Here is a 24,312-nt window from a genome sequence, read left to right on the forward strand (position 1 = left end):
TTGCCGACGCGAACGCTCAGCGCCCGCGCGGCCAGGCGTTGTCGAACACGAAGTCGGCGACGCGGCGGCCCTGCGCGATGCCCTCGGTCTTGTCGAAGGCCCAGTGGATGCCGAGGTAGATGCGGCTCTGGCCGTTCTCGTCCTCGGCCTGCGACAGCGTCGCGAAGCTGCGCGGCAGGCGCGGACGCACGTTGCCCTCGTTGTCGGTGGTGACGCCGTTCAGCTCGTCGGAGACGAAGCTGAACGCGATCTCGTCGGTGCGGTAGAAGCGGCGCAGCGTCTGAAAGAGCGCACCGCCGAAGCCCGCGTGCCCCGAAGGATACGCCGGGAACGGCGGCGTGAAGTTTGGACCCGCGAGGTTGCTCGCGGGCGCGCCGAGCGGAAGGAACGTCGGATCGCCGACCGTCGCGGGGTTGCCGTCGCCCTCGCCCGTCGGCCCGGTGCCGGGGTCGGCCTCGCGGATGCCGTGCACGGGACGCCAGAGCGCGTAGTGGAACTTCGATTCCCAGATCGCGATTCCGGCGTCCGACATCGCGACGTTGACCAGCGCGAGCAGACGCGCGAGCTCGAGCCCCTGCGTGCGCTTGCGGTCGGCGATCAGCCGCGTGATCTGGTTGTAGAGGCGCGGCGGCGCGCACAGGCTCGGCGTTCCGTCGTACGCCCAGTAGATGCCGGTGAGCGTCTGGTCCTCGGTGCGCTCGGTCGGCGTGACGACGCCGTCGCCGCCGAGGCGCTTCACCTCGTCGAACGCGGCCGCATACTCTGCGCTGCCCAGCGCCGGGGGCGGCGGCGCGCGGAAGAAGCTGCCCGAGGGCAGCACGATCGGCTCGACCGTGCCCCAGTGCGCGCCGAGAGCGATCGGCACGAGGCTCACCGGATCTTGACGCCACGCGCCCGGCCAGTCGCCGGGAACGTAGCCCTCCCCCATCACCGGCTCGGCGTGCGCGGCGCCGTCGTTCGCCCGCGCGGCGAGGACGACCGCCGCGACGAGCGCGCCGAGGTCCACACCGTGCTGCTTGACGACGCCGTTCTTGACGGTCGCGAGCTCCGCCGCGAGCGCGGCGTCGAAGCTCGGCTTCTGCGACGGGAACATCGCGACCAGCGTGTCGTGCGCCGCCTGCGCGAGCGCCGCCCGCTTCGCGAGCTGCCCGCGCGGACGCTCGAGGCCGTACCGGCTGCGGTAGCGCGGCGTGATCGCGTTCAGCGTCTCGAACATCGCGACGTGCACGATCGCGATCGCGCGGCTCGCGCGTCCCGGGCCGAGCTGCTCGCCGAAGACGCGCGACTCGCCCGGGGCGACCGGCGTGTGGTCGATGCCGCTCGCGTCGATCGCGATCCGGTTCCAGTCGAGCACCCAGCGCGTGACGCCGGCGGTCTTGCGCGTCTCGGGCCGCGCCGGATCGGGCTTCGCCGACTGCGCGCGGAAGCTCGGTCCCCAGGCTTCACGGAAGGTCTCGACCGGCGCGGACGCGCGCGACGCGGCGCCGGTCGCGAGGACGGTGAAGAGCGAAAGGACCGCCGAGGCGATCCGTGCTGCGTGTCTCATCTCGGCTCCCGTCGTCCCGGCTGGGACGTGAGTATTGCTTTGTGGCCGGAACGCGGACGGATCGCGGTGTGGTGCGGCGCGTCCGCTGGAGCGCGCCCGAGAGAGACGGAGAGTGAAACGGCTTACGGTGGGTCGGCCGCAGCGAGGATTGCAAGAAACGCCCCGCTGCGAAAGGGGTGCGCGAAGGAATCTCGCGCGCTCCCGCGAGCGTGTGCAGGGCTCGCCAGCAGCAGCGCGCCGCGCGTCGCGGGCGCCGCAGGAAACGCACAAAGGCGGCGCCGCACCTCGCGCGACGCCGCCTTCGCGTCAAGCTACTCTTCGACGATCTCGCACTGTTCGAACGGGCTCAGCGGATCGACGCCCGGCGGGAAGAAGAACGCGAGCGGGATCGGCAGGTTCTCCGCAATCAGCGTCCACTGGCTGCCGCCGCACGGCGGGCCCGCGCAGGCCGACGAGCCGTAGCAGTTGAACACCTCCTCGGTCTCGGTCTCGTTGACCAGGACGCACTCGATGAACGAGGGATCGCTGCCGTCGAGCTTGAAGACGTTCCCGGTCGCGTTGCCGTAGATCTCCCAGGTGATCGCCCACTGCTCTTCGCCAACCCGCTTGTTCACGTAGGTGCGGTCGCAGTCACCCGAGAACTGGACGCCGTCGCCCGCGAGCGCGCTGCTCGCGCCGAGCGTCGTGACCGCGACCAGCGCCGCGAGGAACCCGATCGTCCGCGCGGACGCCTTCCGTGCTGCACGCATCATCTCGACCTCCTTCTTCTGAACGAAACGTCCGAAGATCATCTCCTACGGATATGGGGCTCGCCGCGGGCTGGCAACGCAGAAACGCCAAACGTCACGGAACGACGCGCGTTCAGCCGCCAGTCTCCGGCGACCAGCGCAACCCCAGGTTGATGATCCGCTGCAGAAGCGCGCCGTACTGGATGCCGGCGTACTCGGCGGACTCGGCGAAGTCCTCGCCGTACGCGATCTGCGGGTTGGGATTCGCCTCGAGCACGTACACGCGTCCTTCCGCATCGAGGCGCAGGTCGATGCGCGCGTACCCCGAGAGCTGCAGCGTGCGGTAGATGCGCTTCGCGAGGCGCTGGATCCGCGTCACCAGCTCGTCCGGCAGGTTCTTCGCAGCGGCGGTCCGCACGCCGACCTTCTCCTGGTACGCCGGATTCCACTTGACGCGCTCGGTCGCGATGCGCGGCGCTCCCTCCGGGAGGCGCGTGAACATCAGCTCCCACACCGGGAACACCTGCAGACGCTCGTTGCCGAGCACGCCGACGTAGAGCTCGCGCCCGTCGATGTAGCGCTCGGCGATGGCGTGCGTGCCGAGGCGCTCGTGCACGAAGCGCACGCGCTCGGCGAGCTTCTCGTCGCTGTCGACGATCGACACCTGCGCGATGCCCTCGGAGCCTTCCTTGGTGAGCGACTTGACGATCAGCGGGAAGTTGAGCCGGCGCGGACGCCGCACGCGGCGCCCGATGCGGAACACGGCGTAGTCCGGCACCGGAATGCGGTGCGAGGCGAGCAGCGCCTTCGACAGCGCCTTGTCGCGCGCCAGCATGAGGCCGCGCGGATTGCAGCCCGTGTACGGCACGCGCAGGATCTCGAGGTAGCTGACGACGTTCTGGTCGTAGATCGGCACGTCGTGGAAGTCCTCGAGGAGGTTGAACACGATGTCGGGACGGACCTCCTCGATGGTGCGGCGGATGACGTTGAGGTCACCGCCGACGCCGAGCATGTGCACCTCGTGACCGAGCATCTCGAGCGTCGCGGTGACGTCGTACTCGGTCTTCCAGTCCGCCGTCGTCAGCTCCTCGTCGCTCGGATCGTCGGGCGGGATGCGGCGCTCGTCCATGAGCGCCAGAACGCGAAGCTTCTTCTTCACATCACCACCCGCGAACGACGCGTGAGCGAGCTCATCGTGTGTACGGCGAGCAGGATCGCGAAGTCGATCATGGTCTGTTCCTCGGGAGCGGTGAGTCGCAGGTTCAGGGCGCGGCAGCGCGAGATGATGTCTTCCAGAACCTGGTCGACTGCGTACTGATATGCGCCGGTCGTGCGCGCAACCCTGCGGGTCACTTGCTTGCGCACGCGGCGCAGGAAGCTCGCCGCGGTCGGACGGTCGCGGAACGCGGGCGAGTCGGAGAACAAGCGCCGCAGGTCCTGGTCGGCGAAGTCCGGCAGCGAGCGCCCGTAGCGCTCGCGCTTCTTCGCGTAGTGCTCGCGCAGCGTGCGCTTGAGCGTTCGCAGCGGCTCGACCTGCCTGCGGTTGGCCACCGGCGGCGTCTTGCCGGCGAGCTCCCACATCAGCTCGTCGACGTACTCGAGCTTCTTCAGCGCGGGCCAGCCGGCGTACGTGCGACGCCACGCGGAGCGCGGCGTCATCCACACGGCGAAGGTTTCGGCGAAGTCCTCGTCGGGGTGGCTCTGGGCGTACCAGTTCTCGAGGTGCAAGACGTAATTTCTACTGTACGGCCGCGGCGCGTACGACTCGGGATACGGAACGGTCGACCTGCCGAAGAGCTGCTGGCGGCGACGCAGGCGCCTGAGCCGGAAGGCGTTGTCGATCGCGTGCCCGGTCTCGTGGCGCAGGATCCGCATGCACCACTCCGGCGTGCCGCCCTCGACCTCGAGCATCTGCGCCTCCTCGAGGCGCGCGAGCCGCGGGTGGGCGAGGTAGAACGGGATCGCGATGCCCGGCACGCCCTCGGGCGTGAACCAGTCGTCGGACAGCCAGAAGTGCGGCCGGAAGACGATGCCGCAGCGCTCGAGCTCGCGGTAGAGCTGCTCGATGCGCGCCTCGAGCCAGGTCCCCTCGATCGACAGGTCCGGAGCGAGGTCGCAGAGCCGCAGGTCGAGCAGCTCCTCGTCCGAGTAGCTCGCCCAGCGCGGCTCGCGCGCCTTGGCGGCGCGGCGATGGTGGCGCCACACGTTCGCGTCCTCGAAGTCCGGTCGGCTTCCTCGCGCAGCCGCGGCAGCGCGGCTCAGCGCCCCCGACGCGAGCGCGAGAACAGGCGCAGCAGACGAGCCCACAGCCCGGGGCGCGGCGGCGGGGCCGCGGCGGCGCGCTCGTCGACCACCACGAACTCGTCGTCTCCCAGGCGAAGCCGCATGTCGTGCTCGAGCTTCACCGACGTGTCGATGTACCGCTTGCCGTTGGCGTACAGCGTCTTGCCATCGACCGGCATGATCATCCAGACGCCGTCCTGCAGCCAGACGCGCGCGTGCATGCGCGACGCGGTCGGCGTTACGAGCGCCACGTCGCAGCCCTGCCCGCGGCCGACCGACATGTTCGGGCGGTCGAGCACCACCGTCTGCTCGCGACCCGAGGGCGCGACGCGGCGGAGCGAGATCCCGGACTCGACGCGCCTCGGCAAGATGACGGTCTGCTCGAGCGTGTCGTCCGGCGAGAAAACGCGCGTGACGTCGTCGCCCGAGGCGACGGGCGGCGCTGCGCTCGCCCGGGGCTCGGCAGCGGGCGTCGGCGGCGTGGTCGCGGGCGCGGCGGGAGCGGCGGATGGAGCGGGAGCGGCGCCCGCCGCCTCGGCGTCGCGCGGAGGCGCCCCTCCCGTGCTCGAGGCCGCGCTGGTCCCCGCTGCCGGAGCGGACGATGCCGCCCCGCCGGCCTCGGAGCCCGCAGGAGCCTTCGCCGCGGACGCCGGTGGCGCGCCCGGCACGGCGCCGCCGATGCGCGGCGGCGCGACGCCGATCCGCGTGTGCTCTTCCTCGCCCTCGCCCGCGTCGGCTCCCGACGCCGCAGGCGCGCTCGCGGACTCCGTCGAAGCGGGCGCTGCTGGCGGAGCGGCTGGAGCCGCTGGCGTCGCAGACCCCGCCGACGGCGCGCGCGGCGGCGCGATCGGCGCGAACGTCGTGCGATCCTCGACCTCGGGCTCGCCCGCGGGAGCGGCGGCAGGCGGCGTGGGCGGCTGCGGAGCTGCGGGCGGCGGCGCTACCGGCTTCGGCGCCGCGGGGGGCGCTCCCCCGATGCGCGTACGATCGGACGCGTCGTCCGAATCACCCGACATGCGACGGCTGCCTCCTCGTCATTCCGGCATCTTGAGCTTGACGGGTCCCTTCACCTTCGCCAGGCAAGCGAGACGATACTTCATGGGATCCGGCTCGAGAAAGGCCTTGTTCTCGATGGTGTTCATCTCCGGCGAGCCCGCGTCCGGCGGAACGAAGTTCTCCGCACCCTCGACGATCTCGACTGCGCACAGGCCGCACAACCCGACCTTGCACTCCCAGCCGAGCGGCTCGTCCATGTGCTCGGCGGGCTCGCCGCTCTTGGTGAGCTTGCAGTCCGGGAAGCGCGCCTTGATGCTCTTGAAGTAGGCGTGCAGCAGGTCCTCGCTTGCGCTCGCGCCGAACGTCGTCGGGAACTCGGCGTGCTCGATCACGACGGCGAAGCCGTCGCCTGGCGCGACCGCCGCGGCGGGCGCGGCCGCCGCAGCAGCCGCCGGCTCGGCCGCAGCTGCCGGCTCGACTGCCGCCGCCGCAGGCGCTTCCGCGGCGGACGGCGCCGCCGCAACCGTCGTCAGCGGCTCCGTCTCGGGCGGCGCGGGCGGCGGCGGCGCGGGCGGCGTGTCGACCACGACGTCGCTCTCGCCGAGCTTCGCCACGCGCTCGACGACCTCGAAGCGCAGACGCTTGCTCGCGACGCGGAACTCGTCGCCGCTCGAGAGCGCGACCGGCGAGGTGACCCTGACGTAGGTGCCGTTCGTGCTACCGAGGTCGAAGACCGCGAGCGCCGCCCCCTCCGGACGGATCTGCGCGTGGCGGCGCGACAGGCTCTTGTCGCTCGGATCGAGCGTCACCTCCGAGCGCCGTCCGACGAACACGCCGCGCTCGCCGATCGGGAACGTCGCCCGGTAGACGCCGTCCTGGTCGTAGTGCAGCAGCGTCCAGGTGCCGTCCTGACGGCCGACGACGAGGATCTGCGAGCCGATCCAGATGGCGTCGTCCTCGGCGACCGGCAGGCCCTTCACGCCCTGCGCGCGCAGCCAGACGCCGGAGCCCGCGCCGCTGTCCTCGAGGAAGTAGTGCTCGCCGCGCTTGGCGACGGTCGCGTGGTGGTCGGCCATGTAGACGTCGTCGGGGAACGCGAGGTCCGCGCCGTGGCGCCCGATCGACACCGTGTCCTTGGTTGCCGGGAAGGTCTCCTCGATCGTGCCGTCGGGCTGCAGGAGAACGAGCTGGGCGCCCTGCTGTTCCGGTCGCGCGTCCGCCGGCTCGCTCGGCATCGGCGGCACGACGGTCGCGACCGGCGCCGCCTCGACCGTCGGCGCGTGCTTGCCGAGCTGGCTCGCGATCAGGTTCACGACCTCGACCGCCTCGACCATCGCAGCCTTGATGTTGCGCTTGATGGTCACCTGCTCGTAGGTGCTCGCGTCGTTGAAGTCCGTGCAGCGCAGGTACTTCGGGCCGCGCGCGTCGCCGACCAGGTAGACGCGCGGCAGCGACGTCTGACCCGCGTGGTCGACGAGCATCAGCGGTCGGCCGTTGACCATCGGGATCTTGATGCCGCAGGCCTGCAGCAGGCGGATCGGCAGGTCCTCGCCGATGCAGGCGACCACCATGTGCTTCGGGAACTCGAGGTGCACCGTCTCGGTGGGACGCTTGTCCGCCGTCTTCCGGTCGATCCGCACCGAAAGATATTCTTGCTTGTCAGGCCCCGTCACCACCGCGACCGGCTCGGACAACGGAAGGTAGCGGATGTTGCCGTTCCCGATGTAGGCGTCGAAGAACACCTCGCTGAGCGCCTTCGACACCTTGGGCATGCGGTCGCCGCGGTACGACCAGTACACCGGGGTGTCGTCCTCGGCCGCGACCTTCGCGTTCGAGATCGCGATCACCGCCTCCGCCGCCGACGTGCCGCCGCCGATCACCAGGGCCGGACCGCCGACGTAGCTCTTCGGGTCGTCCAGCCGGAAGGCGAGCCCTTCGGTGTTGCCGGGGATGTCGAAGCGTCGCGGCACGCCGGCGCCGATCGCGAGGATGACGTTGCGCGCGCGGTAGACCATCTCCTTGCCGGCGCGATGGCTCCACAGCTTGACGTCCCAGACGTCGTCCGGGCCGAGCGAGAGACCGGTGAACTCGGCGCCGATGCGCGCCGCGATGCCGTACTCCTTGTATTTCGCCTTCCACTGGGCGACCATCTCGTCCTTGTCGAGGTCGCCGAAGTGCAGCGAGTTGAGCATCGGGCCGCCGACGGGAAATTGAAGCTTGTCGCCGCCGCCGTAGCCCGGCTTGATGAGCTTCTCCTTCGGGTAGTCGCGGATGCGCTTCATCAGGTCGTCGTAGTCCGTGACGAGACACGACAAACCAAACTCCTTGGCGCGCACCGCCGCCGCCGTGCCGGCCGGGCCGCCACCCGCGATGAAGATGTCGAGGACGTCCGGCAGGCTCGTCGGCTGCTGGACCTTCAGCGTCCCGTAGGTGGTGTAGTCGGACTCTACGATCTTGTCTGCCATGGGGACACCAGCACCTCGTCGGCCGTGGCTGGTCGGGGACGGTAACCCTTTTCGACTTCCGCGCGCTTTGTCAACGACCAAACTCCGCGGCGCGCCGAACGAAGCTCGAGACGCTCGCCGACGCCGCGCACGACGGACGCGACGGGGAAACCGCGGCCGAAGAGCGCGTCAGCCGCGGTAGACCCGCAGCCGCAGCACGTGCTCGGCGAACCACTCGGCACGCGCCCAGAAGCGCAGCCGCGCGAGCGGCGCGTTCATCCAGCCGACCGTGATGCAGTAGTTCGCGTCGTGCGGTGGCGCATGGTGGATGGCGTGATGCTCGGGGGAAAGGACGAGGCGTCGTGCCTGCAGCCAGCGCACGAGCGGCGGCGGCTCGGGATCGTGCGCCCACTTATGCAGCTGATTCGTGACCAGCGTGAAGGACGCCGTGCAGGTGAGGAGCGCGGTGAAGAGAAGCTGCCCGGGGTGCTGCAGGTCGAGGCGCAGGAGGCTCACGCCGAAGAGCGGCAGGATGGTCGCGAGGCAGGTATTGCCGTTGGTCTCGACGAAGTCGTGGGTGGTGATCGCCTCCGGCGTCTCGTGGTGCTCGCGGAACGGGGCGACGAAGCGCGGCCCGAAGAACGGCGTGTCGACGGTGCCGAAGCGGTCGAAGAGCCAGTGCACCACGCCGCTCGCGAGGTCCGCCGCGAGATAGCCCACCGTAACGGTGAGCAGCACGGCGAGCGCGAGCCAGCGCTCCTCGGCGCTCGCGCCCGCGGCGAAGCCTTCGGCGACGGCGCTCGCCAGACGCCGCGCGAGCGCGCACACCAGCCCGAACGCGACGATCAGCCCCACCACCTCGAGCGGCCGGTGGAGCGCTGCGGTGTCCTGCTGCGGCGAGGCTTCAGCGCGCATTGCAGGAGTCGGACTCTATCACCTCATTCGTCGGGCCGGCGGTTGAACTTCAGGTACGGCAGCCGCGCGCCACGCAGGACGATCTGGTCCGCACGGATCTGCGCGGGCGGCTCGAAGCCCGCCGTGCCGGCGAAGGTGACGAGGTCGTCCTGCTCGACGCCGTCGCCGCTGATCCCGAGCCCGCCGACGAGCACGCCGTCGCGATAGAGCGGCGCGCTGCCCGGGAAGAACACGATGCCGTTCTGCCGACCGTTCGCCGGCTGACGACCGTTCGTGCACGGGTTCAGCACGTCGTTGAGGAACACGGTGCGGAACGGACCCGGATCCGTGCCGTCGATGCCCGACGGGTAGATCGGCTGCGCGCCGAACGAGAGCGTGCGGTTGGTGATCGCGGTGCCGGGCGGGAACGCCTGGCCGAACACGAGGCCGAAGCCCGGGCTGTCGAGCGCGTCGAGCGGGTCGATCGTCGGGCTCGAGAACCAGATCACGTTGCGCGACTTGGCGACCGCGACGTCGATCGAGAACACGGTGGCGTCGTCCTGCCGGAAGAGCGCGAGCAGCGTGCCGTCGAGATCGGAGATCGCGATGATGAAGCGCGCGCGCGCCTCGAGCGGCAGGCGGATCGCGGCGCGCGTGATGTTCGCCTGATCCAGCGTCTCCTGCACGATCGCCTCGACCTCGGCCTGGCTGAGCGGTCGCGGTCCGCCCGGGATCTGCCTGCCGCCGCGCGGGCCGATGAGATACCCCGATGGCACCGGCGTGCCGGTCGCCGTCGGCTCGACCAAGAAGTCGACGATGCCGCTGCCACCGCCGACCGGACCCGGCAGCGTCGGGTCGTCGGCGACGAACGGCAGCTCGATGCCGTCGAGGAAGATCACGCCGGGCTCGGGCAGGTTGAGCGTCGCGAGCGACAGCGGCAACGCGGTGAGGCAGGTCGAGCCGGGGACGTCCGCGCAGCAGGCCGGCTTCGGCACCGACGGATCCTGGCAGACGTTCACGAGCCCGCGCGGCCGGATCCGCGGATCGACCGAGTTCACGTCGCCCGCGAAGGCGCGCGCCGCGAACTCCGCTTGATCGAAGACGTCGCTCGACGTCGCGAGACGGAGGAAGCGGTCGGGCGGGAAGGTCCCGTTCGCGAAGTCGTCGGTCAGGTCCTGCGACGCCGACGGGTCGGGCATGAACGGCGTACTGCGCAGCGCGACGCCGATGCCGCCCGCGTGGCGGAAGCTCCCCGCCGCCGGGTCGATCTTGAAGATCGGCACGCCGCCCGGAACGGTCGCGATGCCGTTCGTGCAGCCGAGGTGATCCGCGGGGCCGTCGCCGTTGCGGCACTCGAGCGGCGCCTCGCCCGACTGCACGCGCAGGAACGAAGCGAGGTTGCGCGCCCGCGGCACGAGCTGACCCGGGTTGAAGTCGCCGCCGTCGGCGAAGGCCGCGTCGAAGCTGCAGCCGCGGTTCGTGTTCTCGATGCCGAACAGCGCCGCGGCGCCCGTGTTGCGGATGTCGGGCGGGAAGTGGATGCCGCTGATGTAGCGCACCGTGCGCGACGAGAGCGGGCTCTGGTCGGCGCTGAAGAACGAGCCCGTGCGCGCGAGCTGGATCGCGAGGTTCACCACCCGGCAGTCGGGCGGTGTGGTCGCGGGGTCGAACGGGTAGACCGAGCCCGCGCAGCGGTCGGGCGCGTCGAGCTGGAACGTGAGGCCGACGCCGAGGATGTTGCCCTCGCGGTCGGTCACGGCGATCGCCATCTCCGCAGGGATCGAGCGCGCGGCGCTCTCCATGATGCCGCGGACGTCGCTCGGATCGAGCTGCGGCGCCGGGCCCACGACCGGCGGCCTGGTCGGCTGCTGCGGCGCGCCGCCGCCTCCCCCACCGCCGCCGCCACCGCACGCCGCGAGGGCAGCCGCGACGAGCGTTGCGAGCCCCATCTGCCAGCGACCGCCGCGCGCGGCCCGCTTGCGCTTCGACATCGTTCCCGTTTCCTTTTCCGCGCTGCGAATCCTAGTCTTTACACCGCTCGCCGGCGTCGCTCACTCGCGACCGGGCAGCAGACGCTCGGGCTCGGGCGCGAGCGGCTGCACCACCGGACCACCCTCGACCTGTCCGGGCGGCGGCTCGTACGGCCGCACGAACGGCAGCGGCTTGCCGGGCCGCGTGTCGGACACCGTGTAGACCTGGCCGTCGCGGATGAAGAGCCGCTCCATCTCCTCGCGGGTGAACGGCCGCGACCCGAGACGGCCGAACACGCTCACCTGATTGCCGCTCTCGTCGACCGCGCGGTCGCGGTCCATGCCCTTCGAGAGCGCGATCGCCGGACCGGACGTCGGGTAGGTCGCGATGAGCTCCGGCGTCGGGATCGGGCTGAAGCCCTGCGCGCCCGGCGTCGAGCCGGCCGAGATGAGCTGGATCACGCGCAGGCCGTTGCGCCCGTCGGCGACGAAGGCGAACACGCTGTTGTACGCCGACGCGATGCGCACCGCGTGCGTGTCGTTGAGCAGGCCGTCGGCCGAGTACATCTGCCAGAGCTTCGGCTGCTCGGGACGCTCGACGTCGACGATCGCGATGCCCTGGCTGCCCGCCGCGACGTACGCGTACGTGCGCGCGACGTAGACGTCCTTCGCCTCCGCGATCGGCAAGCTCGCGACGAGCTTCGCGCGATCCGGCCAGGTGACGTCGAGCACCTTGAGCCCTTCCGCGTCGGTCACGAACGCGTAGCGGAACTGGATCGTGATCGACGTCGGATCGATCAGGTCCGGCGCGCCGACCTGCGTCGCGACCGAGGGCGCGAGCGGATCGCTGATGTCGAGCACGACGAGGCCGCGCTTGCACAGCACGTAGGCCCAGTCGCCGGCGATGGTGACGAAGATCGCGCCGTCGAGCACGCCGTCCGGATTGAAGGTCGCGACGCGCTCGACGAAGTTGTTCATCGGATCGCCGTCGCCGAGATTGGTGACGTCGACCACCACCAGACCTTCGTAGAGGTCGCTCACGAAGGCGTAGCGGTAGATCGGGTTCCAGGGCTGCTCCTGGTTCGCCGGGTTCTGCCGCCGGGTCGGATCGATCGGCATGTTGGTCGGCAGCGCGACCGAGGTCGCGTACTCCGTGTCGACGTAGGCGCGCTGGCCGAGCGGCGACACCGGCGCCGTGACGATGCGCTCCGAACGTCCCTTGTTGTCGATGTTCGCGACGTCGAAGATGCGCAGCCCGCCCGGACCGTTCGCGGTGTAGAGGTACTCGCCGCGCAGCTGCAGGCTACGCACGTCGGTCGCGCCGTGGCCGTAGGCCTCGGTGAGCTCGCGGTCGTTCGCCAGGTGCTCGGCGTAGCGCTCGGGGTACGCGAGGCGGTGCAGGTTGCTGCCGATCACCGCCTGCGGCTCGTCCCACTCGCTCACCGCGACCGCCTCGATGCCGTCCTCGCCGAGCCCGACCCAGACGAAGCGGCCCATGAAGTTCACGAAGTTCGTGCCGAGCGTCAGCACCTGCGCGAGCCACGCGTTGTTGTCGCCCTCGGCGGAGACGTGGCAGCTCGTGCAGCGCTGCGCCTCCTTGGTGCGCGCGGTGTGGCCGAAGTGCGTGTTGAACGCCTGGCTCGAGTAGCCCTCCGCCGAGACCGGCGCCTGCTGGATGTAGAGACGCTCGCGGTTGAGGTTGGTCGTCGAGATGAGCAGCGCGCTGCTCGAGCGAACCGGCGCGATGCGGTGACCCTTCACCGTCGCGTGCTTGCCGAGCATGAACACGTCGTAGCGCACCACCTGGGCGTTGTAGGAGGTCCAGTTGCGGAACTCCCCGCCCTCGAAGTGCTGCATGTCCTTCTTCCAGTTCGCCTCCTGCGGCAGGTGGCAGCCGAAGCAGGACGTGACCCAGGCGGTGTGGCACGTGTAGCAGAACATGTTGTCGTCGCTGTGCGCGAGCTCGCCCGTGCTGTCGGGCAGCGAGCCCCAGGTCTTGCCGTCGCGACGCAACGTCTTCGCGATCGCCGAGCGCTCGTTGTAGTGCGGCGACGCCGGATCGATGGTGTCGATCACCTGGTCGACCTCCCACGACAGGTTCGGGTCGACCATCGAGCGCTGGATCAGCGTGTCGCCGACCCACTCGAAGCGACGCTCGCCCCACGGCGTACGGCCGGCGAGCAGGTCGTGACCGCCCGGTGGTGCTGCGGGATTGGTCGTGCGCAGCTTGGCGCGTCCGTTGATCGTGCCGTGGCAGTCCTGGCAGGCGATCTCCACCGCCTCGGGGAACGCGCCGTAGATCTTGCCGTTGCCGTGCGAGTCCTGCTCGAAGTGGCAGTCGACGCAGTGCATGCCCTTCTCGGCGTGGATGTCCTTGAGGTGGACCGCCTTGTCGAGCTTCTTCGGATCGTCCCACGGGATGATCCGATCTTCCGCGTCGAGCAAATTGCCCTTGCGGTCCTGCTTGTAGACCGCGCGCATGATCCAGCCGTGGCCGTGGTAGTCGGCGAACTTGGTGTCCTTGGTCGGGAGCCGGCTCGACTCGGCGAGGAAGTCGAAGTCCTGCCACAGCCCGCGCGGGCTCGGACCCTCGGGATTCGACAGCAGCGCCTGACGCATCGGCTCGGCGCGCGTGTTGTTGAACGGCCACGGCTCGTCGGTGACCGGGTAGAGCTGCTCCTTCGGCCACATCAGGTCGCCGTCGGTCTCGTAGTCCCACCACTGGTAGCCGAGGTAGGTGTTCACGAACGCGTTCGGCTGGTGCATGTGGCAGACCATGCACTGGCTCGTCGGGATCGCCTTGGTCAGCCGGTGCTGGATCGGGTGCCCGGGCTCGTCGCGCGGGATCGTCGGGTCGTTGCCCGCGTAGAAGCCGAGGTTGCCGAACTTCGCGTACGGGCCCGACGCGGTGACCTCGCGGTCGTTCGCGTACACCACGTGGCACGCCGTGCAGCCGCTCGAGCGGTAGTCGCCCGGATGGTCGTTCGTGCCGAGGAAGGACAGCATCGGGTCGTTGAGGCGCGTCTTGTGGATGTTCAGCACGCCCGCCGAGATGCGCGTGTCGGTGCCGAGCCCGCGCGTGCCGACCTTGTTGTCGGCGAGCCCCGGCTCGTCGACGAACGGACCGAGGTTCGGGTTGCCGACCTCCGACACCGCCGAGCGGTCGATCTTGCCGCCGCGCTCGAAGGTGCGCAGCGGATCGGTCGGCTGCACGACGTTCCAGCGCGGCAGCGGCACGAGGAACGGCAGCACGCCCTTGGCGAGCTCCTCGGGCGTCGGCGGCGGAACGGTGTAGATCTTCTCCGGCTCGCCGTCGCGCGAGTACGACTCGCCGAAGATGTAGTTCTTCACCGAGACGATGCCGTTGTTGTACGCGGCGCCGCCCCAGAGCATCGCGCTGGTGGTCATCAGGCTCTTCTTGACCTTGACCACCTCGTTCGGATGGCAGCCCATCGCGCCGCAGCTTTCCGCGGCGACGCGCAGGTCGCCCGGGTTGAAGAAGCGGATGAACTCCGGCGACTCGTGGTTGAGCAGCGTGTAGCTGCGCACCGGGTTCGCCGAGCTCTGCCAGCGCTCCGGGTGGCGCGGCGCCACGTGCGCGGCCTTCTTCGCCGCCTCGTACTCCGGGCTGCCCTTGGCGAGCCCCGCGCCCGACGCGTCGTTGTTGCCGCCGTGGCAGTCGACGCAGCCGAGCTTGACGGTCGGCGTGTCGTGCATCGGCTCGATGCCGACGTGGCACGAGAGGCAGCCCGTGCTCTTCGCGTCCGCCTCGGCCTGTGTTTGACGCAAGAGCGGGCTCGGCGCCTGCTCCTCCTCGGCGGCGATCGCGGTGGGAATGCCGAGCAAGAGCGGCAGCAGCGCCAGCGCCAGCCACCACGCGCGTGTCGTGCTCGGGCTCCTTCGAGACGTTGCCCGAGACGCTGCCCGAGACGTTGCCATCGCCGCGCCCATCCCCTTCCTCAGAAGACCAGCAGCATCTCGACGCCCATCTGCCAGAGCGTCTGTCCGGTGTAGATGTCGCTGAACCCGTCGAGCGGCTGAAGGATCGCTCCGAAGCCCTTCACGATGACGTTGTTGTTGAGCCACGGCCGGTACTCGATGCCGAGGCTCAGGTCGATGCCGACGTCGTTCGAGATCGAGCCCTGCTTGAGCAGCGTCTCGAGCACGTCGGTCTCCATGAAGCGGATGTAGTTCGCGTTGCCGATCAGCCGCAGCTTCGGCGTCATCTCCGCCGACACGCCGACGTTGGCGATGAAGATGCCGGGGTTCACGAAGTTCGACTGCCCCTGGATCTTGTTGCTGCGCAGGTCGGGGACGAGCGACAGACGCTGCACCAGAGCGGCGCCGCCGCGATCGCTGATGCGCGGTGCTTGACGGTTCCACCAGGTGTACTCGCCGCCCACGACCTTCGGATTGTCGAGGATGCTGTCGAAGCCCGTCGCCTGGCTGTCGCGGGCGTTGCCGTCGCCCGAGGTGATGTAAGTCGAGACCTGGTAGCGCAGCCAGTCGTCGTCGATCGACAGCTCGAGGAAGCCGAGCTGCGCGTTGATGTCGGTCTTGCGGCTCGCGATGTTGTTGAAGTCGTCGGTGCCGAGCGCCTGGTAGAAGGCGTGCGAGACGTTGATCCGGCCGATGTGCCCTTCGCTCGTCCAGCCGAGGTAGTACGCCTCGATGTCGTGCGGCACCGGATCGCCGATCGGCGTCGGACGGACGAGGAAACCGAGCCGGTCGTAGACGTAGCCGCCCTTCTTCCCGTCGTCGAAGTTGTAGTGGAAGCTGAACTGATTGGTCCAGCCGAGGAAGAAGAAGTCCTGGACGTACAGGTTCGCGATCGCGACCTGCTGATCACGCAGCCCGAACGTGTTGAGGCCGCTGACCGTGTCCTTCTCGGCCTGGTAGAAGTAGATGACGTTCCACTGGTAGCGCGCGCTGTTCGCCGAGCCGAAGAGGCGCACGCCCTGGTTGATGTCCTGGAAGATCAGGCTGCGGAAGTCGCTGTTGAACGGCTGGCGCCCGATCTTGGTCGAGATGAAGTCGTAGTTTGCGGACACGTCCGCGAGGTGGATCTCGGCGAAGGCTTGCTCGAGGCGAATGTCCGAGCGGAAGCGGCTCTCGCCGTCGCGCACGTCGGGCGCGACGACGCCGCGCTCCCACACTCCGAGATAGTTCAGATCGCCGACGCCCTCGAGCAGGATCTGCCAGTCGAACGGCCGGAACGCCGTATTTCCCTTGATGAGCTCGGCGCGCACCGCGAACTTTTGATCGACCTCGACCTGGTCGGGCTCGCCGAAGAACTTGAACTCGCCGGGCCGCGCCGTGCTCGGTCCGCTCGCGATCGGCACGCGTCGTCCTTCGACGAGCGTCTTCGAAGCGGCCGTCAGCTTGAAGAAGATGTCCTGGCCGAGGATCGGGAAGTCGCCCTTGAGGACGTTCTGGTTGTACGGGTCCCACCAGTGGCCCTGGACGTTCTTCTCGTAGGGCGGCGGCGTGATGCGCCAGCGGTCGGGGAGCGGGCTGAAGTCGGGGAACAGCGGCTCGGTGTCGGGGTCGTCGACGCCGCCGTAGTTGATCGAGCCGGGACCCGGTGAGCCTGCGTCCTGCGCGAGCGCGCCGCGCGGCGCGAGCAGCAGCAGGCAGGCGACGACGAGCACCGCGGTCCGCGTTCCGGTCATCCTCTCACCACCCAAGATCGGTGTCCGGCGACGCGCGCAGCCCGCCCGGAACCGCCATCAGTCGAGCCGTGCCTGCCCGAGACATGGGACAAACGTCGAGCGCAAAGATCGCTGCCGTGTACTGCCGACCTCGAGTTCACGCCCTTCGACCGTCAGGCTTCGACGCGTCCGCCCCCCGCACGCGGCGGCACTACTACTCCGCTCGACGAAAAGGTCAACAGAGCGAGGGGTCGTCCGAACCAAGTTTTCGTTGAAGGCCGACGAGCGCCCCCGGAGGGAGAGAATCGGCGTCGAGGGCGACGTGCCGGTACGCAATTCGTCGTATGCCGGCGCGGGCGTCGACCTCGCGCGCCGCGTGGACGGCGTGCCGCGACGTGCGCGGAGCGTCGCGCGCCACGCGCCACGGCGTGCGCCACAGCAAGCTGCGGCGCGCGTGAGCGCCAGCGCGCCTAGAAGTACATCTCGAACGCGACGGTGCCGATGGCCTCGGGTCGGATGCCGTCGCTGTTCAGCGGCACGTTGACCGAGCCGCTCACCACCGCGTTCTCGAGCAGCTGACCTTTGATGCCGAACAGGAAGTCGACGTAGTTCGTGCCGAGCGTGTTGTCGCCCAGCGCGCGGAAGGTCAGCGGCACGTCGATCTCCTGCCCCGGCGGCTGCACGAAGGAGGTCGGCGTCCACTCGATCCCCTTGTTGAACTTCGAGCCGCCGACGCCCGCGTCGACCGTCAAGCCGGGGATCGCGTACGACGCGCCGGTGTTCCACACGAAGCGACGCAGCTGCGCGAACTCCGTGTCGTGGTCGTAACCGACGTCGACGTGCAGCTTCGCGCCATCGAAGACGTTGAACGCCGTGATCAGCCGCGGCAGAAACGCGCCGCTGTCGGGCCCCGCGTACGACGGCTCGCTCGGGCTCGGGAAGAACACCTCCATCGAGAGCGCCATGTCGACGTACTCGGATCGCAGGAAGTGCGCCTTGCCGCCGATGCTGATGCGCCCGAGGCCGGCCTCCGTTCCCTCACGGAACGAGGCGCCGAGCTGGTTCACGGTGCCCTCGCGGATGATGAGCGTGCCGTTCGAGAGGTTGCGGTCGAGCGCCTCGAGCGAGGTCGCCGCGGCGACCGGGGCGTCCTGGATCGGCTCGTTCGCGGCCGAGGCGAGCGTGACGAACGACGACTTCGCGTGGGCGTCGACGATGGTGATCGGGAAGTTGGCGTGCACCTCGAGCCAGTCGAGGATGCCGTAGCTGTACGCCAGGTTGAACAGCCCGACCTTCGCGTTCACCTTGAGGCCGAACTTCGTGTACACCGGCTGCGCGAGCCCGGTGACCTCGTAGTCGATCGGGTTCTGCGTGTTGACCAGCTCGAAGTACGAGCCCGCGACGCGGAAGCTCATCCTCCCCTTGCCGATCGTGAGCGGCGAGCGGAAGGCCGTCGGACCCAGCAGCCCGGTCGCCCGGTAGGTGTCGAGCGCCTCGTCGTACTCGTAGACGATCGACTGCCCGGTCATCGGCGGCAGCGAGGAGATGCCCTGCGAGACGCCGAGGATGATCAGCTGGCGCGCGGCGTCGGCGCGCTGCTGGACGCCGAACGCGGCGTTCGACTGCGCGCGCGCGTCCGTCGCCACGGCCACGAACGCGACACTCGCGAGCCATGCCGCAGCGAGCACCATCCCGACGCGGATCCTCATCGCTTCCCCCAATCGCCCGCAACTCGCGCCATGCCCCGGCATGCGCGAGCCCCCGAATATCGCCTTTTACGGGAAGATCAAGCTTTTTGGCGCGACGATCGGGGGAGAAGACGGGGCGTCGCGGCGCCGGCGTCACTCGTGGCCGAACTCGTCGTCGGGGTAGGTCGGCATCCAGTCGCGCAGCTCGTCGACCTCGGTGCGGCGGTGGGTCGGGTAGCTGCGCACGTAGCTCGCGTGGGCGAGCAGGTAGGTCGCCCCGGGGGTGGTGAAGAGCTGGAAGATGATCGCCAGCACGCCGCGCACGGTGACGAAGGGCTCCTCGGCGACGAACAGGATGCTCGGCGCGAGGATCAGCAGCGTGACGCCGACCGTGCCCGCCTTCCCGGCCGCATGCATGCGCGTGTAGACGTCCGGGAAGCGCACGAGCCCGATGCCGGTCACCACCATGAAGAACGTGCCGACCACCATGGCGAGCGCGGCGAGGATCTCGAGCACCATCAGAAGATCCGTCCCCGCGCGAGGTACTTGGCGAGCGCGCACGAGCCGAGGAAGCCGACCAGCGTCAGGATCCAGACGGCGTCGAAGTAGATCGCCGACTCGGAGCTGATGCAGAGCAGGCAGATCATGCCGATGATCACCGACACCAGCGTGTCGAACGCGACCGCGCGGTCCACCGCCTGCGGCCCGACGACGATGCGGTAGAGGCACAGCGCCGCCGCGACGAACAGCAGGAACAGGCAGACGTCGGTGGTGACGGCGAGCCAGGCGCTCATGGCTTGCGGCTCCGTTCCTTCTTGCCGCGCGACCAGAGCAGGATGTTCGCCTCGAGCACGTTCTTGATCGACTGCCGCACCTCTTCCGGATCGTGCCCGATGTCGATCGCGTGGATGACGAGCGTGTGCCGCGCCGGCTCGACGTGCACGGTGATCGTGCCCGGCGTCAGCGTGATCGCGTTCGCGAGCGTCGTGATGCCGAGGTCCGAGCGGACCTCCATGCGGACCGCGAGGAAGCCCGAGCGCAGCCGCTCGACGGGGGCGAACACCAGCTTCGCGACCGTCACCGCGGAGAACCAGATCTCGCGTGCGAGGATCAGCAGGAAGCGCAGCCACATCAGGAAGCGGTAGAGCATCAGTGCTGCGCTCCTTGCAGGGCCGCGAGCGACGCCGGCGCGTCGCCGAGCACCGCGCGGACGTATGCCAGCGGCTGCACGACGTCGGCCGCGGCGTCGGTCATCAAGCGCAAAAACGGCTGCCCGCCGAGGCCGAGGACGATCGTGGCGACGGCGAGCACGGCGGTCGCCGCCGCGGGCCCGTACCAGGCGCGGCTCCCCGACGCGGCGCGCACCCTACCCCAGAACACGTAGCCCCAGATCTTCATCATCGACATCAGCGTGAGGAAGCTCGTCACGACCGCGACCACCAGCACCAAGAAGTGTCCGCCGTCGAGCGCGACGCGGAAGACGCTCAGCTTCGCGAGGAAGCCCGAGAACGGCGGCACGCCGGCGATCGACAGCCCGGCGACGAAGAACAGCACCGCTGCGAACGGCGCGAGCGTCAAGACGCCGCCCATCTCCTTGATCTTCTTCTTCCCGGTCACGTCCTCGGCGACGTCCGCGACCAGGAACAAGCTCGACTTCACGATGATGTTGTGGACGACGTAGTAGATGGTCGCGGCGACCGCGGCGACGGCGATGCGCGGGTCGGCCGCGAGCCCCACGCCCATCACCATGTAGCCGACCTGGCTCACGATGTGCCACGACAGCAGGCGCCGCATCTCCCACTGGCAGAGCGCGCCCAGCACGCCGAGCAGCATCGTGAAGCCGGAGAGGAAGAGCAGCACGTCGGTCGCGACCTCGCTGCCCTCCTGCCGGAACGTCATGATGAACACGCGCAGCAGCGAGTAGACGCCGACCTTGGTCAGCACGCCCGCGAAGTAGCCGTTCACGCCCGGCGGCACGACCGGGTACGAGTCCGGCAGCCAGGAGAAGAGCGGGAACGCCGCCGCCTTGAGCGCGAAGACCAGCAGCAGCACCATCGACGCCGCGGTCAGCATCGCCGCGCGCGGGCCGACCATGTCGGCCGTCCGCACCGCGATGTCGGCGAGATTCAGCGTGCCGACCAGCGCGTAGACCAGCGCCACGCCGACCACGAACAGCGAGCCGCCGACCAGGTTGACGGCGACGTACATCATCGTCTGCCGCACCTGCTGCCGGCTCGCGCCGACCATCATCGCGCCGTACGAGCCGATCAGCATCACCTCGTAGGCGACGAACAGGTTGAACAGGTCGCCGGTGATGAACGACCAGTTCACGCCGAGCAGCGTGACGTGGAAGAGCGGGAAGAAGAAGCTTCGTTGCTGCGTCTCGGTGACGGTGAAGCTCGCATAGAGCAGCACCACGACGCCGACCACCATCGACGCGCACAGCATGATGCACGCGAGCCGGTCGGCGACGAACGCGATGCCGTACGGCGCCGCGTAGCCGCCGAGCGACGTCACCTGGATGCCGTGCGTGTCGACGTACGCCGTCAAGCCAAAGACATAGGCCGTCAGCAGGACGCCCGACGCGAGCGACACCGCCTTCTCGAGGCGCGGGAAGCCGTGCAGAAGCGCGAGCGCGATCGCCGTGAAGAACGGGATCAGCAGCACGAGGACGATGGCGTTGCCGGCGAACAGCGTCATTCGTCGTACCCCGGACGCCGCGCGGGACGCGGGTGGTAGCTCTCGTCGTCGGCCTCGGGACGCGGCAGGCTCTCCGGGTCGTCGGTGCCGTAGTCCCGGTAGACCGCGTAGCTGATGGTGATGAACAAGGCGCTCACCGCGAAGCTGATGACGATCGCGGTGAGCACGATGTCGGGCGGCAGCGGATCCATCAGCCCGGTGGTCTCGTCCGCGTCCCAGACGAAGGGTGCGAGGCCATCGAGCCGGAAGCCGCCCGCCGCGATCATCAGCAGGTTGGTCGCGTTCGACAGCAGCCCGAAGCCGACCACCATGCGGATCAGGTTCGGCCGCAGGAACGAGTACACCGCCCCGGCGAACATCAGACCGATCGCGAGCGCGAGGGGAAGCTCCACGTCAGCGCCTCTCCGCGTCGAGCTCGACGAGGATCGTCATCAGCGTGCCGACGACGATCAGCATGACGCCGAGGTCGAAGAACGTCGCCGTCGGCAGGTGGATCGATCCGATGTGCAGAATGACGTTGTCCATGAACGGACGCCCGCGCAGCAGCGGCACCGTGCCGTTCAGCAGCGAGATCAGCAGCCCGACGACCGCGATCCGCCACCACGCGATGCGTCCGAGGACGCGCGTGCCGAACGCCATCATCGCCATCGCGCCCGCGGCGGTGAGCAGGACGCCGGCGATGAAGCCGCCGCCCGGATCGTCGTGGCCCTGCCAGAAGATGCGCAGCGCGACCAGCACCGAGATCGGCACCGCGTAGCGCGCGATGACGCGCAGGATCGGCGAGTGCTGCGTCATGCCGCGCGCCCCTCCGCTCCCGTTCCGTCGCTGGCGGCGCTCTTGCGCGCACGTCGCGCGCGCAAGAGCCCGTAGACGCACAGCCCGACGACCATCACCACGGTGATCTCACCCGTCGTGTCGAGCGCGCGGATGTCGACGATGATCACGTTCACCGCGTTGCGACCGCCGCCCTCCGCGAGCGCGAGCGACAGGAGCCCGCCCGGACGCACGGCGACGTTGTCCGGCTCGCGCAGACCGGGCGTCATCGCGAGCAGCAGCAGCACCGTGATCGTCAGGCCGAACGCGCCCGCGATGCCGAGGTTCACGAGCCGCGACGCGGGACGCAGGTCGTTGCGCGGAAACGCCGGCAGGAAGACCAGCACCAGCAGCACGAAGATCGTCGACACCGTCTCGATCAGGATCTGCGTCAGCAGGATGTCCGGCGAGCGGTAGACGACGAACAGCATCGCCACGAGGAAGCCGATCGTCGCGGTGGCGATGATCGCCGCGAGGCGCGTCGTCGCGCGCACCGCCGCGAAGGTCGCGACGGCGAGCAGCAGGCAGTAGAGGAAGCCGTACCAGGGCATCTCCGCGAGATCGACGGAGATCTGCCGCCAGGAGAGCCCGACGCGGCCGAGCGCGTAGGTCGCGAGCAGCGGCAGCGTCAGCACGGTCGCCGCGAGGTACCAGCGCACGGAGCCGTTCTGCCAGCGGTCGGCGAACGCCGCGGCGACGCGCGGGATCGCGTCCATCAGCCGCTCCCAGATGCGCGCCGCCAGAGGCAGCACGGCGAGGCGCTCCTGCAGCGCGGCGACGCGCTCGCGCCAGATCCAGCCGCAGGCGCCGAGCGCCAGCGCGAGCAGCGACAGCATCAGCGGCGCGCCGAGGCCCGGCACGAGGTGCACGTGCGCGTGCGGCCCCGGACCCGACGCCGCGGCCGCCATCAGGTCACCCATCCAGTGGCCCGCGCTCGCGAAGCCGAAGACGAGCGCGAGCGTCGTCAGCACCGCCGGCGACACCCAGAGCGGCGGCGCGAAGCCGTGCTGCGCGTGGCCGTGAGCGTCCTCCGCGCGGTGCGCGGCGTCGCCGTGCGCGGCCGGATCGCGCGGCTCGCCGAGGAAGACGCCGAGCACGAGCTTCGCCGCGGTCGCGACCAGCAGCGCGTTCGCGAGCAGCGCCGCGAGCGCGAGCAGCGGCCAGCCATCGACGAGCGCCGCGAACAGCGAGTCCTTGGCGACGAAGCCGAGCAGCGGCGGCAGACCCGCCATCGACGCGCCGGCGAGCGCGCAGACGACGAACGCGGCCGGCAGCGCGTGGCGCAACCCGCCGAGCTGGTCGAGGCGCCGCGTGTGCGCGTGGTGCTCGACGATGCCGGCGACCAGGAACAGCGCGCCCTTGTAGAGCGCGTGGTTCAGGATCTGCAGGCTCGCGTCCTCGTTGGCCCCGACGCCGTAGAGCAGCGTGATCGCGCCGAGCATCGCGACGGTGGTGCGCGCGAGGATCGCCTTCAGGTCGACCTCGCGGAACGCCTGGTAGGCGCCGAGCACCATCGTCGTCCCGCCGGCCGTCACCAGCAGCGGCGCCCACAGCGACGACTCGCCGAAGATCGGCTCCATGCGGCCGAGCAGGAAGACGCCCGCCTTCACCATCGTCGCCGCGTGCAGGTAGGTCGAGACCGGTGTGGGCGCGACCATCGCACGCGGCAGCCAGAAGTGGAACGGCACCTGCGCCGACTTGGTGAAGGCGCCGATCAGCACCAGCACGAGCGACCACGCGCCGAGCGGCGCGTCGACGAGACGCGCGACGACCTCGGGGCTCGCCGTGATGCGCGACAGCGAGAACGTCCCGGCGAGCTGGCCGATCAGGAGGAAGCCCACGAGCATCGCGAGCCCGCCGAGCGCCGTGACCTGCAGCGCCATCATCGCGCCCGCCTTCGCGTCGTCGTCCTCCGCGCGGTAGCCGATGAGCAAGAACGAGGTGATGCTCGTCAGCTCCCAGAAGACGAACAGCACGACGAGGTCGTCGGCGAGCGAGATGCCGAGCATCGCGCCCATGAACGCGGCGAGCGCGGCGTAGAAGCGCCTGACGCGGTTGCGCGGCTGGTCGGCCATGTAGGACAGCGCGTAGAGCGCGACCAGCGCGCCGATCCCCGCGACCAGCATCGCGAGCAGCAGCCCGAAGCCGTCGGCGCGCAGCGCGAGCGCGACGTCGATCTGCGGCAGCCAGGGCGCGCGGAAGACGTGCAGCACCCCGCTCGTCGCGACGCTGACCAGCAGGCCGAGCGCGCCGAGCGCCGCGGCGAGGACGATCCACCCGGCTCCGTGTCCGAGCCGGCGCCCCGCGCCGCCGACGATCAGCGCGGCGACGAAAGGAAGCGCGACGATGAGCGGGAGCAGGTTGCTTGGTTCGTGAGCGGGCAAGACGGAGCTTCCAACGTGTGACGGCGACCCCGCCGCGCCTCGGGCGACGCGACCGCCGGCACGTTCCTTCCTTTCATCGACGAGCCGAGCGCGACGACCGCTTGCGTACCGGACGAGACGCCGCGATGCGACCGCAGGTAAGCCACGCGGCGGGCGCGCGCGCAAGGAGCGCACCAGATCGCGCGCGCCGTCGCTGCGCGAGATCTGCACGCCGA

The 24,312-nt window shown here is 69.8% G+C and carries 18 protein-coding genes; all 18 read right to left on the minus strand.

Features of this window, described 5'->3' with window-relative positions; all coding sequences use genetic code 11:
- Positions 1-16 precede the first annotated feature (16 nt).
- The 18 genes from VIS07_12270 to mbhE all read right to left on the minus strand — a co-directional run bounded on the left by VIS07_12270 (position 17) and on the right by mbhE (position 24,097).
- Entirely contained in the window at positions 17-1,546 is a 1,530-nt protein-coding gene (locus VIS07_12270) for a vanadium-dependent haloperoxidase (GenBank protein HEY8516282.1), read from the minus strand.
- Between the two features lie 311 nt (positions 1,547-1,857).
- Entirely contained in the window at positions 1,858-2,337 is a 480-nt protein-coding gene (locus tag VIS07_12275; protein ID HEY8516283.1) for a hypothetical protein, read from the minus strand.
- 70 nt (positions 2,338-2,407) lie between these two features.
- Positions 2,408-3,403, minus strand: a complete 996-nt coding sequence (locus VIS07_12280) for an ATP-grasp domain-containing protein (protein HEY8516284.1) — start codon at positions 3,401-3,403, stop codon at positions 2,408-2,410.
- Positions 3,404-3,429: 26 nt separating this feature from the next.
- The gene (locus VIS07_12285; protein HEY8516285.1) at positions 3,430-4,479 is read right to left on the minus strand and encodes a putative zinc-binding metallopeptidase; all 1,050 of its coding nucleotides are present in this window, start codon (positions 4,477-4,479) and stop codon (positions 3,430-3,432) included.
- A gap of 53 nt (positions 4,480-4,532) precedes the next feature.
- A complete protein-coding gene (locus tag VIS07_12290) occupies positions 4,533-4,925 on the minus strand; it encodes an FHA domain-containing protein (GenBank protein HEY8516286.1) in 393 nt (130 codons plus the stop codon).
- A gap of 666 nt (positions 4,926-5,591) precedes the next feature.
- Positions 5,592-8,018, minus strand: coding sequence for an FAD-dependent oxidoreductase (locus VIS07_12295; protein HEY8516287.1), 2,427 nt, complete (start codon positions 8,016-8,018; stop codon positions 5,592-5,594).
- A 168-nt stretch (positions 8,019-8,186) separates the two neighbouring features.
- Complete coding sequence (locus VIS07_12300) at positions 8,187-8,912, minus strand: fatty acid desaturase CarF family protein (protein HEY8516288.1); 726 nt, start codon at positions 8,910-8,912, stop codon at positions 8,187-8,189.
- Between the two features lie 23 nt (positions 8,913-8,935).
- On the minus strand, positions 8,936-10,882 hold the full coding sequence (locus tag VIS07_12305; protein ID HEY8516289.1) for a heme-binding protein: 1,947 nt from the start codon (positions 10,880-10,882) through the stop codon (positions 8,936-8,938).
- A gap of 60 nt (positions 10,883-10,942) precedes the next feature.
- On the minus strand, positions 10,943-14,707 hold the full coding sequence (locus tag VIS07_12310; GenBank protein HEY8516290.1) for a hypothetical protein: 3,765 nt from the start codon (positions 14,705-14,707) through the stop codon (positions 10,943-10,945).
- A gap of 113 nt (positions 14,708-14,820) precedes the next feature.
- On the minus strand, positions 14,821-16,533 hold the full coding sequence (locus VIS07_12315; GenBank protein ID HEY8516291.1) for a hypothetical protein: 1,713 nt from the start codon (positions 16,531-16,533) through the stop codon (positions 14,821-14,823).
- A gap of 449 nt (positions 16,534-16,982) precedes the next feature.
- Positions 16,983-18,221 carry a hypothetical protein gene (locus VIS07_12320; protein HEY8516292.1) on the minus strand — a complete coding sequence of 413 codons (1,239 nt, stop codon included), beginning with the start codon at positions 18,219-18,221 and terminating at the stop codon, positions 16,983-16,985.
- Between the two features lie 132 nt (positions 18,222-18,353).
- The gene (gene mnhG / locus VIS07_12325) at positions 18,354-18,719 is read right to left on the minus strand and encodes a monovalent cation/H(+) antiporter subunit G (protein ID HEY8516293.1); all 366 of its coding nucleotides are present in this window, start codon (positions 18,717-18,719) and stop codon (positions 18,354-18,356) included.
- Complete coding sequence (locus VIS07_12330; protein ID HEY8516294.1) at positions 18,719-18,994, minus strand: monovalent cation/H+ antiporter complex subunit F; 276 nt, start codon at positions 18,992-18,994, stop codon at positions 18,719-18,721. The genes mnhG and VIS07_12330 overlap by 1 nt, the downstream gene beginning before the upstream one ends.
- Positions 18,991-19,350, minus strand: coding sequence for a Na+/H+ antiporter subunit E (locus tag VIS07_12335; protein HEY8516295.1), 360 nt, complete (start codon positions 19,348-19,350; stop codon positions 18,991-18,993). Before VIS07_12335 ends, VIS07_12330 begins: the two co-directional genes overlap by 4 nt.
- Positions 19,350-20,900 (minus strand): proton-conducting transporter membrane subunit, encoded by a 1,551-nt coding sequence (locus VIS07_12340; protein HEY8516296.1) that lies wholly within the window; start codon positions 20,898-20,900, stop codon positions 19,350-19,352. The genes VIS07_12335 and VIS07_12340 overlap by 1 nt, the downstream gene beginning before the upstream one ends.
- Entirely contained in the window at positions 20,897-21,292 is a 396-nt protein-coding gene (locus VIS07_12345; GenBank protein ID HEY8516297.1) for a sodium:proton antiporter, read from the minus strand. Before VIS07_12345 ends, VIS07_12340 begins: the two co-directional genes overlap by 4 nt.
- A 1-nt stretch (position 21,293) precedes the next feature.
- Positions 21,294-21,695 (minus strand): MnhB domain-containing protein, encoded by a 402-nt coding sequence (locus tag VIS07_12350; GenBank protein ID HEY8516298.1) that lies wholly within the window; start codon positions 21,693-21,695, stop codon positions 21,294-21,296.
- Entirely contained in the window at positions 21,692-24,097 is a 2,406-nt protein-coding gene (mbhE, locus tag VIS07_12355) for a hydrogen gas-evolving membrane-bound hydrogenase subunit E (protein HEY8516299.1), read from the minus strand. Before mbhE ends, VIS07_12350 begins: the two co-directional genes overlap by 4 nt.
- Positions 24,098-24,312: the final 215 nt, after the last annotated feature.

The organism is Candidatus Binatia bacterium, from assembly GCA_036563615.1.
GTDB lineage: Bacteria > Desulfobacterota > Binatia > UBA12015 > UBA12015 > DATCMB01.

What these genes read in the sequence shown, in the direction of transcription:
- VIS07_12270 (HEY8516282.1), bottom strand. Translation starts at nt 1,546, where the DNA reads ATGAGACACGCAGCACGGATCGCCTCGGCGGTCCTTTCGCTCTTCACC.
- VIS07_12275 (HEY8516283.1), bottom strand. Translation starts at nt 2,337, where the DNA reads ATGATCTTCGGACGTTTCGTTCAGAAGAAGGAGGTCGAGATGATGCGT.
- VIS07_12280 (HEY8516284.1), bottom strand. Translation starts at nt 3,403, where the DNA reads ATGGACGAGCGCCGCATCCCGCCCGACGATCCGAGCGACGAGGAGCTG.
- VIS07_12295 (HEY8516287.1), bottom strand. Translation starts at nt 8,018, where the DNA reads ATGGCAGACAAGATCGTAGAGTCCGACTACACCACCTACGGGACGCTG.
- VIS07_12300 (HEY8516288.1), bottom strand. Translation starts at nt 8,912, where the DNA reads ATGCGCGCTGAAGCCTCGCCGCAGCAGGACACCGCAGCGCTCCACCGG.
- VIS07_12305 (HEY8516289.1), bottom strand. Translation starts at nt 10,882, where the DNA reads ATGTCGAAGCGCAAGCGGGCCGCGCGCGGCGGTCGCTGGCAGATGGGG.
- VIS07_12315 (HEY8516291.1), bottom strand. Translation starts at nt 16,533, where the DNA reads ATGACCGGAACGCGGACCGCGGTGCTCGTCGTCGCCTGCCTGCTGCTG.
- VIS07_12320 (HEY8516292.1), bottom strand. Translation starts at nt 18,221, where the DNA reads ATGAGGATCCGCGTCGGGATGGTGCTCGCTGCGGCATGGCTCGCGAGT.
- mnhG (HEY8516293.1), bottom strand. Translation starts at nt 18,719, where the DNA reads ATGGTGCTCGAGATCCTCGCCGCGCTCGCCATGGTGGTCGGCACGTTC.
- VIS07_12330 (HEY8516294.1), bottom strand. Translation starts at nt 18,994, where the DNA reads ATGAGCGCCTGGCTCGCCGTCACCACCGACGTCTGCCTGTTCCTGCTG.
- VIS07_12335 (HEY8516295.1), bottom strand. Translation starts at nt 19,350, where the DNA reads ATGCTCTACCGCTTCCTGATGTGGCTGCGCTTCCTGCTGATCCTCGCA.
- VIS07_12340 (HEY8516296.1), bottom strand. Translation starts at nt 20,900, where the DNA reads ATGACGCTGTTCGCCGGCAACGCCATCGTCCTCGTGCTGCTGATCCCG.
- VIS07_12350 (HEY8516298.1), bottom strand. Translation starts at nt 21,695, where the DNA reads ATGACGCAGCACTCGCCGATCCTGCGCGTCATCGCGCGCTACGCGGTG.